This is a genomic window from Amphibacillus cookii (assembly GCF_016908375.1).
Lineage (GTDB): Bacteria > Bacillota > Bacilli > Bacillales > Amphibacillaceae > Amphibacillus_C > Amphibacillus_C cookii.
Genome location: NZ_JAFBDS010000011.1, coordinates 67,298 through 80,424 on the forward strand (window position 1 = coordinate 67,298; position 13,127 = coordinate 80,424).

General features: G+C 39.1%; 14 protein-coding genes. 8 read left to right on the forward strand and 6 right to left on the reverse strand.

The features are described from left to right. Positions 1–154 precede the first annotated feature (154 nt). Genes JOE23_RS15160 through JOE23_RS15170 form a run of 3 tightly spaced genes read left to right on the forward strand, consistent with a single transcriptional unit; the run spans position 155 to position 3,132 of the window. Entirely contained in the window at positions 155–922 is a 768-nt protein-coding gene (locus JOE23_RS15160; protein ID WP_204439715.1) for an ABC transporter ATP-binding protein, read from the forward strand. Next, the gene (locus JOE23_RS15165) at positions 909–2,753 is read left to right on the forward strand and encodes an FtsX-like permease family protein (protein ID WP_204439717.1); all 1,845 of its coding nucleotides are present in this window, start codon (positions 909–911) and stop codon (positions 2,751–2,753) included. The genes JOE23_RS15160 and JOE23_RS15165 overlap by 14 nt, the downstream gene beginning before the upstream one ends. A 13-nt stretch (positions 2,754–2,766) precedes the next feature. Beyond that, the gene (locus JOE23_RS15170; protein ID WP_204439719.1) at positions 2,767–3,132 is read left to right on the forward strand and encodes a YxeA family protein; all 366 of its coding nucleotides are present in this window, start codon (positions 2,767–2,769) and stop codon (positions 3,130–3,132) included. 423 nt (positions 3,133–3,555) lie between these two features. On the opposite strand, the gene rpsI is transcribed toward JOE23_RS15170, so the two are convergent. From rpsI to JOE23_RS15200, 6 genes are all read right to left on the reverse strand, one after another. Next, a complete protein-coding gene (gene rpsI / locus JOE23_RS15175) occupies positions 3,556–3,948 on the reverse strand; it encodes a 30S ribosomal protein S9 (RefSeq protein WP_204439721.1) in 393 nt (130 codons plus the stop codon). 20 nt (positions 3,949–3,968) lie between these two features. Next, positions 3,969–4,406 (reverse strand): 50S ribosomal protein L13, encoded by a 438-nt coding sequence (gene rplM, locus JOE23_RS15180; RefSeq protein ID WP_017473624.1) that lies wholly within the window; start codon positions 4,404–4,406, stop codon positions 3,969–3,971. A gap of 194 nt (positions 4,407–4,600) precedes the next feature. Next, a complete protein-coding gene (gene truA / locus JOE23_RS15185) occupies positions 4,601–5,350 on the reverse strand; it encodes a tRNA pseudouridine(38-40) synthase TruA (RefSeq protein ID WP_204439723.1) in 750 nt (249 codons plus the stop codon). A 12-nt stretch (positions 5,351–5,362) separates the two neighbouring features. Beyond that, on the reverse strand, positions 5,363–6,160 hold the full coding sequence (locus JOE23_RS15190; RefSeq protein ID WP_204439725.1) for an energy-coupling factor transporter transmembrane component T family protein: 798 nt from the start codon (positions 6,158–6,160) through the stop codon (positions 5,363–5,365). Next, entirely contained in the window at positions 6,153–7,028 is an 876-nt protein-coding gene (locus JOE23_RS15195) for an energy-coupling factor ABC transporter ATP-binding protein (protein WP_204439727.1), read from the reverse strand. The genes JOE23_RS15190 and JOE23_RS15195 overlap by 8 nt, the downstream gene beginning before the upstream one ends. Continuing rightward, positions 7,004–7,843, reverse strand: coding sequence for an energy-coupling factor ABC transporter ATP-binding protein (locus tag JOE23_RS15200; protein WP_204439729.1), 840 nt, complete (start codon positions 7,841–7,843; stop codon positions 7,004–7,006). The genes JOE23_RS15195 and JOE23_RS15200 overlap by 25 nt, the downstream gene beginning before the upstream one ends. Before the next feature lie 550 nt (positions 7,844–8,393). Between JOE23_RS15200 and JOE23_RS15205 the strand changes: the two genes are divergently transcribed. The 5 genes from JOE23_RS15205 (at position 8,394) to JOE23_RS15225 (ending at position 13,119) form a co-directional block, all read left to right on the forward strand. Next, a complete protein-coding gene (locus JOE23_RS15205; RefSeq protein WP_204439731.1) occupies positions 8,394–9,230 on the forward strand; it encodes a manganese catalase in 837 nt (278 codons plus the stop codon). Positions 9,231–9,724: 494 nt separating this feature from the next. Then, a complete protein-coding gene (locus tag JOE23_RS15210; RefSeq protein WP_204439733.1) occupies positions 9,725–11,191 on the forward strand; it encodes a BglG family transcription antiterminator in 1,467 nt (488 codons plus the stop codon). Between the two features lie 2 nt (positions 11,192–11,193). Further along, positions 11,194–11,676 carry a PTS sugar transporter subunit IIA gene (locus tag JOE23_RS15215; protein ID WP_204439735.1) on the forward strand — a complete coding sequence of 161 codons (483 nt, stop codon included), beginning with the start codon at positions 11,194–11,196 and terminating at the stop codon, positions 11,674–11,676. Positions 11,677–11,693: 17 nt separating this feature from the next. Continuing rightward, positions 11,694–12,005: a PTS fructose transporter subunit IIB gene (locus tag JOE23_RS15220; protein WP_204439738.1), complete on the forward strand. Its 312-nt coding sequence runs from the start codon at positions 11,694–11,696 to the stop codon at positions 12,003–12,005. Positions 12,006–12,033: 28 nt separating this feature from the next. Then, positions 12,034–13,119: a PTS fructose transporter subunit IIC gene (locus JOE23_RS15225; protein WP_204439740.1), complete on the forward strand. Its 1,086-nt coding sequence runs from the start codon at positions 12,034–12,036 to the stop codon at positions 13,117–13,119. Positions 13,120–13,127: the final 8 nt, after the last annotated feature.

The window sequence follows — 13,127 nt, forward strand, 5'->3', positions numbered from 1 at the left end:
GGGGGTTTTTAGGTTTCTCCCAATGGTTGTTAGTTGAACCATTCGGGGTGCTAGCGTCCGTTACGCCCACTTTAACAACTTTAATTTTCTTGTTGTTTTGAAGTGGGAGTCTTACGGACGATTGCTCCGGGATAAAAGAAAGAGGTGCTTACAGATGGAGTCATTATTAGTCGTTAACAATGTTGATAAAATTTATGGAAAAGGAGTGAACACATTAAAAGCGCTCGATAATATTTCCTTTACCATTGATCATGGAGAATTTGTCGGTGTGATGGGGCCATCCGGATCGGGCAAGTCGACTCTTTTAAATGTGCTGGCAACGATCGATGCGCCGTCAAGCGGTGAGATTTATATTGAGAATGATAATATTGCCCAAATAAAGGATGAACAACTCGCTGATTTTAGACGGAGCAATTTAGGGTTTATTTTTCAAGATTACAATCTCCTTGATTCACTAACGGCGAGAGAAAATATCGTGTTACCTCTGGCGATTGCAAAAAAATCAGTCAGCGACATGACCGAAAAAGTAGATGAGATTGCCACCACCTTTGGCATACAGTCGTTATTAGAAAAGTATCCGTACCAGCTTTCTGGGGGTCAGAAGCAACGTACAGCTGCCAGTCGCGCGCTCATTGCCGATCCTAAAATGGTGTTCGCGGATGAGCCAACAGGAGCGCTTGATTCAAAATCAGCCACTGATCTGCTAGAAAAGCTAAGCAAATTAAATGAATTACATGAAACAACCATTATGATGGTCACTCACGATGCTTATGCTGCTAGCTTTTGCCGTCGCATATTGTTTATTCAGGATGGTCAGCTATCTAAGGAACTCATAAGGGGTGTTCATACACGCAAACAATTTTTTCAATTGATTCTTGATGAACTAGCGGCCATAGGCGGTGATGCTGATGACGTTATTTGATATTGCTTTAAAAAATATTCGTCGTAATCTTAAAAGCTATGGTCTCTATATTGCCTCAACGATCTTTTCGATCATCATTTACTTTACGTTTGTCACCTTAAGATATAGTGACAATATTAGAGAATTGGAGGGGAGCTCCCGTCAAGTGAGCGGTATTATGAGTGGTTCTGCTTTTGTATTAATGATTTTCGTCGCCATATTTATTGCGTATTCGAATGTGTTTTTTATGAAGAAGCGTAAAAAAGAAGTTGCCTTATACTCCCTCTTAGGTGTGCGTAAACGTTCAATCGGCAGGATGCTCTTCTTTGAAAATATGGTCATTGGGCTATTCTCCCTGCTCGTGGGAATTGGCTTAGGATTTCTGATATCACAGCTGCTTTTGGCGCTATTAATGAATCTCATGGGTCTCAATATGACGTTAGATTTTGCCTTTTCATTAAGTGCTGTCATGAATACCGCTATCGTTTTCCTAATTATTTTTCTCGTCACCTCATTGCAAGGGTACCGAGTCATTTATCGTTTTAAATTAATTGATCTTTTTCACGCCGAAAAAAAAGCGGAGATGCTCCCAAAGGCTCGTGTCGTGTCGACGATTCTTGGGCTACTTGCCCTTGGAGGCGGGTATTGGCTCGCACTTGAAGATATCACTACGTCGCAGGCCTGGCGCATTCTAGGTTTAGCAATACCGCTTGTGATAATTGGCTTAACGATTTTAGGATCATACTTGATTTTTCGTAGTGTGTTGGTTTCATTCCTCCATTTCTTTAAAAAACGAAAATCGTTGGCGTGGAAGGGCCTTAACCTTATGACTGTTTCTCAGCTGCTTTATCGCATACGTGCCAATGCACGTACGTTAACGATCATTGCGACATTAAGCGCCACAACAATCACGGCTGGCGGTGCCGTGTTTGGGATATATTACAACGCTGACAGAGACGTGCAAGCATACACTCCGTTTACATTTATGTGGAAGGGAGAAGCGCAAGAGATAGATTCTTCGGACGTCACTTTTGAAGCCTCCATTCAAACGAAAGAGACAAGAGTGACTCAGGATGACATTGAAATGGCTTATACGCTGTTAGACTATACAACGTTTACAACACTGGCGGAGCAGCTTGGATGGGAGACGATTGAGGAGCCGGCGGAGGATGAGCTTTTACTCGTTAATGCTATATATGATGAGCGCTGGTCTCCTCGAGTAGATGATGTGGCGTTGAATGGAAACAGTTTTAGCGTTTCTGAGCATGTCACGGAGGCGATCTTGAACGTGAGTTTAGTCGGTCCAAATGTGTTAGTTCTCGCTGATCAGCAATATGACAGTATTGACGCTGAAGAAGAGGTGTATCAAGTGGTTGACATGGAGAATTACAGAGACCACTTGGAGTTGTCGCAAGCATTGTCGGCTGAAACAGAGAATTTCACTAGTGCTACGGAAGACTATCATTATGCGATTGAAACCTCTGGGGCACTGTTGTTTGTTGGAAGCTTCTTAGGACTCGTGTTCTTAGTTGCAACGGGAAGTGTCATTTATTTCAAGATAATGATAGAGGCAGAAGAGGATAAAGGCACATACAGCATACTTCATAATATAGGCATTCCTAAGAAAGAAATGAAACGCAGTATTCACTATCAAGTAGGGCTCATCTTTATGGCGCCGCTGCTATTAGGGCTTTTGCATGGTGCGATCGCGCTATTCGCTTTTTCAAATATGCTGCAATTGAATTTATGGATACCTGTATTGCTGTGGATGATGGCTTATACGTGTATCTACATTATTTATTATTTTGTAACCGTGAGAAGTTTTAAACACACAGTACTTCACAAATTATAAGGAGCTGAGACAATTGAAAAAAGTCACTGGCATTATCATATCTGTGTTTATATTGTTTATTAGTGGCGTGATCATACTTGCCACCGTTGATTTTAATCGTTTAGGCAAGGATCATCTGTATGTGCAAGTAGATGAACCTATGCAAATAGATGAAACAACGTTAGATTCAGGCCAGATTGTCCAAACATTTTGGTATGAATCACCAGCGTATGATGACGAGGGAGAAACAACGAACGTCGAATTTTCTGCGACAAGGGAGTTAAGAGAGGATGCTTATTTAATGCTTTATGTCAGAAACGAAAATGAAGTTACTTCTTACGATGAAGTCGATTGGGGGGACATCCCTTCAGCGGCACAAGAAAAATTAGCTAGTAATTAAGTGAAATGAGTACATCACTACCTCAGGATATATAGAAAATGGGAAACAAATGGGATCACAAGTTTCCCATTTATACTACCTGTCATATGCTTCTGTAGACCTGAGATTTCCTACTCAAGGAATCTCCAACAATGACTGTGTATAATCCAATAGATTCTTTCCACCCTGAATGAATCTTTAACTGATATTTGTTTAATACAGTCGAAGATAAAGTTGAGACACGAGCGGAGCAAATGGATGTTTGGACATGTTCAGTATTGATTACTTTTAAGATATTGACAGTATATCTTTTATCTGACTTGCAGAGGTAATAAGGTGGTGTTAGTGAATATTAGCTCACCTCGATCATTTATTATACAACCAAAAAAACCTCTTCCTTGTATAAAACAAGGAAGAGGTTTTGAATCGTCATATAAAGATATATTAACGTTTTGAGAACTGAGGAGCTCTACGCGCGCCTTTAAGACCGTATTTCTTACGTTCTTTCATACGAGCGTCTCTTGTTAAGAATCCAGCGCGTTTTAATACTGCGCGGTATTCTGGGTCTGCTTCTAATAAAGCACGTGCTACACCATGACGAATTGCACCAGCTTGTCCGGTGAATCCTCCACCATGTACGTTAACTAATACATCATAGCTACCTTCAGTTTCTGTTGTAGCTAATGGTTGTTTAATGATAGTACGTAGAGTTTCGTATGGGAAGAAATCTTCCGCATCACGATTATTTACAGTGATACGTCCAGTTCCCGGAACTAAACGTACACGAGCTGTTGAACTTTTACGGCGTCCGGTACCGTAGTATTGTACTTGTGCCACTATTCGTTACCTCCTTTTAATTATCCGCGAAGTTCGTAAACTTCTGGTTTTTGTGCTTGATGTTGATGTTCTGATCCACGGTAAACATGTAATTTTTTAGCCGTTTTACGACCAAGGCTACCTTTTGGAAGCATGCCTTTAATCGTTAATTCTAGCATCTTTTCAGGATGTTTCTCACGCATTTCACCAGCCGTACGTCCTTTTAGACCACCTGGATGATTCGAATGACGATAATACATCTTATCATTCAATTTGTTACCTGTTAGTTCAATTTTTTCCGCATTGATAATAATGACATAATCACCTGTATCTACATGTGGTGTGTATGTTGGTTTATGCTTGCCACGAAGAATCGTTGCCACTTCACTTGCTAGACGTCCAAGTGTCTGGCCTTCAGCATCAACTACAAGCCATTTACGTTCAATGTTCGCATCATTTGCCATGAAAGTTGTGCGCATGTTCATTACCCTCCTGTATACCTTTTATCTTCTAATTTAAATAAAAATAATCTTTTTTATTAGTTTTGCTCTTATATTCTACACAATTAACTTTCCGGGGCTAATCGTGGTATAGAAATAAAATGCCATAGATCATCATATAACAATTAAAGCCTAATGTCAACAGCTGTTCACCCGGTTCCGTTGTTTTTTTATTAATTTTTTTCTTTATACTGTACCTCTTGCAAATATAAGCCTTGTGCAGGAGCAGTTTTACCCGCATAGGAGCGGTCAAGACTTTCAATAACATTGCGAAAAGCATCAATCGTCCTTTCACCTAAACCAACTTCAATCAAGGTACCGACGATAATCCGAACCATGTTATACAAAAAGCCATTACCAGAGAAAGTAAAAGTAACAAGGTTGGCTTCTTTGACGCAACACGCTTGATAAATTTCACGAACCATACTGCCTTTTACATTATGATTAGCCGCACAAAATGCAGTAAAGTCATGTTCACCAAGCAAATACGAACACGCTTTATTGATCGCTTCAATGTCCAAATGCCTTTTAATATGATAACTATAATTTCGCGTAAATGGATCTAGATCTTCTGCGTTCAGAACAACGTAACGATATGTTTTTTGACAGACATCATACCGCGCATGGAAATCATCAGTTACTGTCATAACATTTTTAATTACAATATCATTAGGCAATACAGCATTTAAAGCCTTTTTCCAATTCGCAGGGGGTATAGCTAAGTGGCTATCAAAGTGAAAGGTCTGTCCAATGGCATGAACACCAGCATCGGTTCGACCAGAAGCAACAATTTTGACAGATTTCCCTTTATGGATCTGCCTCAGCGCTGCTTCAATAGTTGATTGGATTGTTGTCTGATTAGGTTGAACTTGATAACCCGCATAGGCAGTGCCATCATAACTTACTGTCGCCAACATTCGCATACCTTCTACTCCTTATTGTCTTAGTAAAAATAAACCGATCAATACACAAGAAAAGGATAAAAAAGCTATCCAATCTAATTTGGCAATGGTCAATTCGCGAAGCTTAGTCCGTCCTTCACCGCCTTGATAACCTCTTGCCTCCATAGCCATTGCTAATTCCTCAGCCCGCTTAAAAGCACTAACAAACAGCGGCACTAACAAAGGAACGACAGCATGAATCCGATCTTTAATAGGTCCTGTTTTAAAATCAACCCCGCGTGATGCTTGTGCTTTAGAAATCTTCTCCGTTTCCTGCATCAGGGTTGGAATAAAACGAAGTGAGATCGACATCATCAAAGCTAGTTCATGGACAGGGAATTTAATCTTTTTTAGCGGATGGAGCAATGACTCAATTGCATCCGTTATTTCAATTGGTGTCGTTGTTAATGTCATTAATGACGTCACAAGAATTAATAGAAAAAAACGCAATGATATCGCAAAACCTTGTATAATAGCTCCTGAGTAAATAGGGAGACCGATAATTTCAAAAAGCACGGGGCCTTCCCTTGTAACAAACAAGTGTAAAATAAACGTAAATATAATTAAAAACCAGACAGGTGTTAGTCCTCTTGCAATAAACTTTAACTTTATTTTTGTCGCCAACGCGCTTGCTACTGCAAATAACGCTAACCAACCATAACTTAAAGCATTATTTGCAAAAAAAATAAAAATGACAAACAGAAAGATAATAATAATCTTCGTCCGAGGGTCAAGCCGATGAACCAAAGAATCTGTTGGCACATATTGTCCAATGATTAAAGAATTAGCCATCAGCTCTCACCTCCTCTTTCAATAGCTGATTGATCTCTTGTGCTAACCCCTCAATAGACTGCCCTTTATAACGTAAAGTTAGACCAAAACGCTGTTCAAATGATTGGATGAATTGAATGATTTCTGGCATGTCCAATTGGACACGTTGCAAAGCCTCTTTTTGAACAAAAACCTCTGCTGGTGTACCCTCCATATATTTTTGGCCATGGTCTAATATAATAACATAGTCAGCATATTTCAAAGCATCTTCCATACTGTGTGTAACCAAAATTGTCGTTAACTGCTTACGTGTATGGAGCTCTTTAAACATATCCATAATCTCTTGTTGACCTTTAGGATCTAAACCAGCTGTTGGCTCATCTAAAACGAGCACACGTGGTTCCATAGCTAATACACCGGCAATGGCTACGCGCCGCATTTGCCCACCGCTCAAATCAAACGGGGATCGTGACAATAATTCTGGTGAAAGATTAACTGCTTCAAGCACTTGTGGGATACGTTGCTTAATCTCTTCATCACTCACACCAAAGTTTTTCGGTCCAAATCCGATATCTTTCTCAATCGTTTCTTCAAAAAGCTGGTGTTCAGGATACTGGAAAACGACACCAACTTGGCGGCGTAAATCTTTAATGTTAGCTGTCTTTTCATTAGCCTTCAATGTAAAATCACCAATATTAATTTCACCTTTAGTTGGGCGAATAAGACCGTTTAGATGTTGGATAAGTGTTGACTTGCCTGACCCTGTGTGACCGACTATTGCGACAAACGTCCCCGATTTTATTGAAAAATCAATCTCTTTTAATGCTTGATGCTCAAACGGGCTATTAGGCTGATAAATATAACTTACTTGTTTAAATGAAATGTCCATAATTCGTCTAATAGCTCCTTTTGATTGATGGGTTGCTTAGTTAATGTTAGCGATTGTTTGTTAAGTTCATTGGCTAATTTAGCAATAAAGGGGATATCTAGGCCAATTTCACGCAAACCTTCTTCTTCCATGAATAACGCTCTTGGACTTGTTTCTGTCCATATTTCCCCATTGTTCATCACAATCACGCGATCAGCATGAATAATTTCATTTAAATCATGGGTAATCGTTATCAGATTTAATTGGTGATTTTGTTTAACATCATAGACAGTTGTTAATATTTCTGTTCGCCCCTTTGGATCAAGCATTGCTGTTGCTTCATCTAATATAATCAAATGAGGTTGAACAGCAAGTACACCGGCTATGGCCACACGCTGCTTCTGCCCTCCAGATAGTCTGTGCGGTTCATGCATAATGTAATCTGACATGCGAACTGCGGCTAAGCTGGCATTAATACGTTTAATCATTTCTGATCTTTCTACACCACGATTCTCCAACCCAAATGCCACATCATCTTTAACGGTTGTCCCCACAAACTGGTTATCTGGATTTTGAAAAACCATCCCTACTTGTTTGCGCACATCCCAAACCGTATCAGCAGTAACCTTGATGCCATTTACAAAAATCTCGCCTTGATCAGGAAATATTAAGCCGTTAATAAGCTTGGCAATAGTTGATTTGCCTGAACCATTGTGCCCGATAATGGCAACCCACTCATCTGATTTAATCGAGAAACTTACATTATTCAATACCCATGGCTGCTCATCATTATATCGAAATGAAACATTGCGAAATTCAACTTGATCACTATTCATTGGTATTCCCCCATATTGCGACAGATTATTTCCCAGGAAATGAACAGATAAGGAAATAGCACCTGTTGGCTAAATAATATCTCTAACTGCATATTTTATCATAATTCTTTCAAAAACGTTTGAGAAATAGTTAAGTATTTATGAAAATTATCTATAAGCGACAACAATAGTCCGCTAAAAATGAATCATCATATCTCTTTGTTAATATGTTATATCGTTGCTTCCGTATTCCAAACATACAGTCGGCTATTCAAAGCCTAGGCTGCATACTTCTCTGCCTTTTATCCGGCTCTTTAAACATATGATAAAACGAACCTTCAATCAGGGAACGTTTTCTTTCTTCACCAACTGATTGCAGGTTCATTGAGTGAATCAGAACCTGAGCGCCCGTTATTGCCCATCACAATAGATTGACCACTGTTCTCTATTTTGAGGTCGGTGTTTTAGGGACGGTTAGCTGTGATAAGTGTGCTCGGTCTAAATTTATAATCAACATTCCACTCTAGGTGAATATCTTAATCATGAAAAATAAAACTGGAGATGATCATTTATGTTTTATCATGTTGATGCGTTGCAATACCATGCAAAACCAACCCGGCCAGACCCTGTCTATGCAAAAAAACTACAAGAAATCCTTGGTGGACAATTTGGGGAAATATCTGTTGCGTTACAATATTTATTTCAAGGCTGGAATACAAGAGGGGAAGAAAAATATCGTGATTTGTTGATGGCCACCGGTACCGAAGAGTTAGCTCATGTTGAAATGCTTGCTACCATGATTGCACGTTTACTGGACAATGCCCCTATTGGCGATCAAGAGTTAGCCTCACAAAACCCTGTAGTTGGAGCTATATTAGGAGGAATGAATCCTCAACATGCGATTGTTAGTGGATTAGGTGCCATGCCTGCCGATAGTGTTGGAAACCCATGGACAGCCAGTTATATAAATGCTAGCGGGAATTTACTAGCTGATTTTCGCCTGAATTTAACCTATGAATCTCAAGGACGCTTACAAGCTGTTCGTTTATACGAAATGACAACAGATCCAGGGGTAAAAGATATGCTCTCATTCCTTATTGCCCGCGACACGATGCATCAAAATCAGTGGTATGCAGCAATATGTGAACTAGAAGAAAAAGAAAATATTGTCGTCCCGAGTAGTTTCCCGCGTTCACTTGAAAAAGGTGAAGTGGCCTATGATTACTATGATTTGTCAGGTGGAACAGCTAGTCAAAAAGGACGTTGGGCTTCGGGGAAAAGCATGGACGGCCTTGGTGAATTTAAGTACTTTCATCAGCCCCAACCATTTGGAAAAATTCCAAACTTAAGACCAGCCCCCTCATATACACACAATACATTACCGATGTTGCCCCCAAATACCATGTAATCAAGCTCACCAGCCGATACACTTCTATCGGCTATTTTTCATCACAGATAACCGTACGTAAAACCCCCATCACAAATAGAGAACAGCCGCAATCTATTGAGGTGGGTAATAACGGACGCTAGCGAGATTTTTGGTTCTTTCCTGACTAGAGTGTACAAGTTAGGAAAGAACCATTTTTATATGACATGGTATAAAGAAAAATTTTCAAAAACCCTCAAAACTCATAAGTATTGAGAGGCTGATACTGTTGTAATAGTTATCAAGGATAATGAGCGCTCATATCTTACTCGTATAAATGCGTTTAAATAAGGGGTATTTAATGGTTTTTTGAGTATGCCCAATAGCACCCAAGTATATTGAAATATTTCGAAATAAAAATTATTTGGTCTTAGCGTTTGTATATATATTTTTCTGAATTGTCCACAACACAGGACACAACTGTGTGTTTGCGCTTACAAAATTATATTATAGTATAAGAGAAGGAGGTTAATGAAATGCAGCTAAGTAAAAGAGAAGGTATCATTATTGATTTGTTGCTAAAAAATGGGTTATCTCTTACTGCAAACCAATTAGCTGATTTTGCTAACGTATCAACTAAAACTATTTATCGAACTGTAAAAAAGATAAATGAAGCATCAGAATCTGGTAAGGTCATAAAATCTGAACCAGGTAAAGGATTGATTTTAGACTATGACCGTTTCCTGAAAGAAAATGCCAAATCGGGGGGAGATGGCCGTATAACAGAGCCGGTTGAAAGACGGCACAATATCATGTTAAGCCTGCTTTTCAAGTCGCCTAACAAAGTGGAAATTAATCATTTATTTGAGCCCTATTATGTGAGTGACACCGCAATCAGTGGTGATCTGCAAAAAATGGGCGATTATTTAGCTGCTTATCACATTCAACTAAAGCGTAGTCGCAAAAAGTTATATATAGAAGGAACAGAAAGGAGTATTCGTAAAGCAGTTCTATCAATCATAGCCAAAAATAATCTCATCGATGACGTTTTTACTGCTAGCGCTCAATTAGTTAATTCCTATGATATTGATTTTATCACGGTGATTCTAGATTTCATCGATAAAAAAATGCAGACCACGATTGCCTATCCCTATAATGTCAATATTTTTTCTCATATATATATATTGGTTCAAAGAGTTCGACAGGGAAAGATTCTTCAAGGGAATAATGATGAGTTGGATCATGAAGAAAAAAAGCTGATCAATAGCAATAATGCGTTTTATGAGGTTTCCAAACAGGTGATAAAAAAAATCAGCGTCTATCTTAATGTTGATCTGCCAAATAGTGAAGTATTTTATCTGTTTCAATACTTGATATCTTCGAGAATCGATAATCAAACATATAATGGAACTAAAAATAGGGAGCAAGCAAAAAAAATTGCAGAAGCATTTCTAAAAGAGATATCTAGCACATTAAAAATAACGTTAATTAAACAAGCAAACATTATGAATCTACTAAGACATATCGAGCCTCTGCTTTATCGTCTCGAAAATGAAATCGTTATTAAAAACGGCATTCTAAAGGATATACTTCTTGAATATCCTGAAATGTTTCAAACAGTTCGGGATGCTGCCAGACATATAGAACAAGCAAACAAGCTTGCGTGCATTTCAGATGATGAAATCGGTTTTTTAACACTTTACTTTGTCAAGTATAAGGAAATTTCACAAAAGCAAAAGCGTATTTTAATCATGTGCAGTTCGGGTATCGGTACCTCAGAATTGCTGAAGGTAAAAGTCCAACGAGCGTTTTCAAATGTTAAAATCGTCGATGTGTTATCTTCGAGATTGTTTCAAAAAAATATCGATAAATACAAAAACATTGACCTGATTCTTACCACGATCCATCTAAACAAAAGTATCCCGATTCCTTCTGTTTTGGTGAACTCAGTTTTTACTAAGCAAGATGAGGAACGAGTAAAACAGCTTCTAGGAGGTATTTAATCATGAACGAGTTAACTGATCAATTTAGCATTGCTGACGTGATCACTAAGGATTTGATCAACTTAGACTTAAAAGCCCAAAATAAAGAAGATGCCATTATCGAGCTATCTCAGATGCTGCTTGATAATGGCATAATCAATAGTGTTGACGCTTTTTCTAAAGATGTCTTTGGGCGTGAAAAAGAAGGAATGACCGGATTAGGACAGGGAACTGCCATCCCTCATGGAAAATCAGATAGCGTGATTAAAACATCGTTAGCTATTGGTCGAACAAACCGCCCTATCAAGTGGGAATCACTTGATGAAAAACCAGTGAATATCATCATTTTGTTTGCAGTAAGAAATACGGATGCAAACACGGTGCATATTAAATTATTGCAGAGAGTTGCAATGCTTTTGGCAGATGAAGATTTTATCCATCACCTTCATACTGTGGAATCAAAAGATAAAATGCTAGAACTCTTATCCAAGGAACCCGCAGAGTAAAGAAAGGAGGAATTTACATGAAAATAATTGGCGTTGCAGCTTGCACATCTGGTATTGCCCACACGTATATTGCCAAGGAAAAAATAGTGAAAGCAGCTCAAGCGTTAGGGCACACCGCTACCATTGAAACCCAAGGCACTATCGGTACAGAGGATGAGTTGACACCAGAGGAAATTAAAGCTGCTGATGTTGTAATCATTGCTGCAGATATCAAAATTGGCGGTAGAGAACGCTTCAAAGGTAAGAAGATAGTGGAAGTACCAACTAGTATGGTAATCAAGGCACCAAAGGGACTTATTAAAAAAATCGAAGAAGAATTGAAAAAGTGAATAATTCAAAATTAGGAGGGTGAAATAAATGTGGAAAAAGTTACAGCTAAAAAAACATGCACTGACTGCGATTTCTTATATGCTCCCAGTTGTTGTAACGGCCGGTCTTTTGATAGCGATTGGTAATTTAACAGGGGGACAAGTAATCGAAAATTACAAAATGTCTTATTCTCTCCCCGACGCATTAGTTTCACTTGGTGTTTTAGGCATGGGATTATTAGCGCCAGTGATTTCTGCAGCTATTGCTTATTCGATTGCTGATCGTCCTGGGATTGGTCCTGGTTTGTTCATGGGATTGGTTGCCAATAGTATTGGTGCTGGTTTTCTTGGAGGTATGCTTGGAGGTTATCTAATTGGTTTCTTCATCAAATGGTTGGTTAAGCATTTAAAGGTTCCAAAATGGGCACAAGGTTTAATGCCGATGATGATTGTACCTTTGTTATCGACCTTGATCATTGGTTTGTTAATGTTTTTTGTTATCGGCGTGCCGATTGTATGGGCAACTGAAGCAATGACCAGTTTCCTTGCTGGTCTTCAGAGTTCAGGCAAATTTCTATTTGGCGTGATTATGGGAGGGATGGCGGCATTTGACTTTGGGGGACCAGTTAACAAAGTAGCTTCACTATTTGCTGATGGATTGCTCCTTGAAGGTGTACAAGAACCAGAAGCCGTTAAAGTGTTAGCTTCAATGATCCCTCCGTTTGGTGTGACAATCTCTTGGGTATTGTCGAAGGCCTTCAACAAACAAAAATTCACAACTGGAGAAGAAGATAATATAAAAATCGCTTTTCCAATGGGCCTATGTATGATTACGGAGGGAGTAATACCAATTGCAGCGGTCGATCCAATCCGGGTGATTGTGTCCTGTGTAGTCGGCGCAGCAATTGGTGGTGGATTGAGTATGTCATGGGGTGTTGGTTCACCAGTTCCATCTGGAGGAGTATTTATTATTCCTGCAATGACGGATCCTGTGAAATTCACCATTGCTTTGCTAATTGGTTCGCTAATCACTGGTGTGTTGTTGTTCGTTCTTAAGAAAAAGCCTGCTACTGACATAGCTATAAAGGATGACTTAGAGGAAGAAGTTGATTTCTCTGATATTACTATCAATTGAGGAGGTTT

Bases quoted from the DNA above. Each gene is read 5' to 3' on its own strand.
- JOE23_RS15195 (WP_204439727.1), bottom strand. From the start codon at position 7,028: ATGGACATTTCATTTAAACAAGTAAGTTATATTTATCAGCCTAATAGC.
- JOE23_RS15220 (WP_204439738.1), top strand. From the start codon at position 11,694: ATGAAAATAATTGGCGTTGCAGCTTGCACATCTGGTATTGCCCACACG.
- JOE23_RS15225 (WP_204439740.1), top strand. From the start codon at position 12,034: ATGTGGAAAAAGTTACAGCTAAAAAAACATGCACTGACTGCGATTTCT.
- JOE23_RS15165 (WP_204439717.1), top strand. From the start codon at position 909: ATGACGTTATTTGATATTGCTTTAAAAAATATTCGTCGTAATCTTAAA.
- JOE23_RS15190 (WP_204439725.1), bottom strand. From the start codon at position 6,160: ATGGCTAATTCTTTAATCATTGGACAATATGTGCCAACAGATTCTTTG.
- rplM (WP_017473624.1), bottom strand. From the start codon at position 4,406: ATGCGCACAACTTTCATGGCAAATGATGCGAACATTGAACGTAAATGG.
- JOE23_RS15160 (WP_204439715.1), top strand. From the start codon at position 155: ATGGAGTCATTATTAGTCGTTAACAATGTTGATAAAATTTATGGAAAA.
- JOE23_RS15205 (WP_204439731.1), top strand. From the start codon at position 8,394: ATGTTTTATCATGTTGATGCGTTGCAATACCATGCAAAACCAACCCGG.
- JOE23_RS15200 (WP_204439729.1), bottom strand. From the start codon at position 7,843: ATGAATAGTGATCAAGTTGAATTTCGCAATGTTTCATTTCGATATAAT.
- JOE23_RS15210 (WP_204439733.1), top strand. From the start codon at position 9,725: ATGCAGCTAAGTAAAAGAGAAGGTATCATTATTGATTTGTTGCTAAAA.
- truA (WP_204439723.1), bottom strand. From the start codon at position 5,350: ATGCGAATGTTGGCGACAGTAAGTTATGATGGCACTGCCTATGCGGGT.
- JOE23_RS15215 (WP_204439735.1), top strand. From the start codon at position 11,194: ATGAACGAGTTAACTGATCAATTTAGCATTGCTGACGTGATCACTAAG.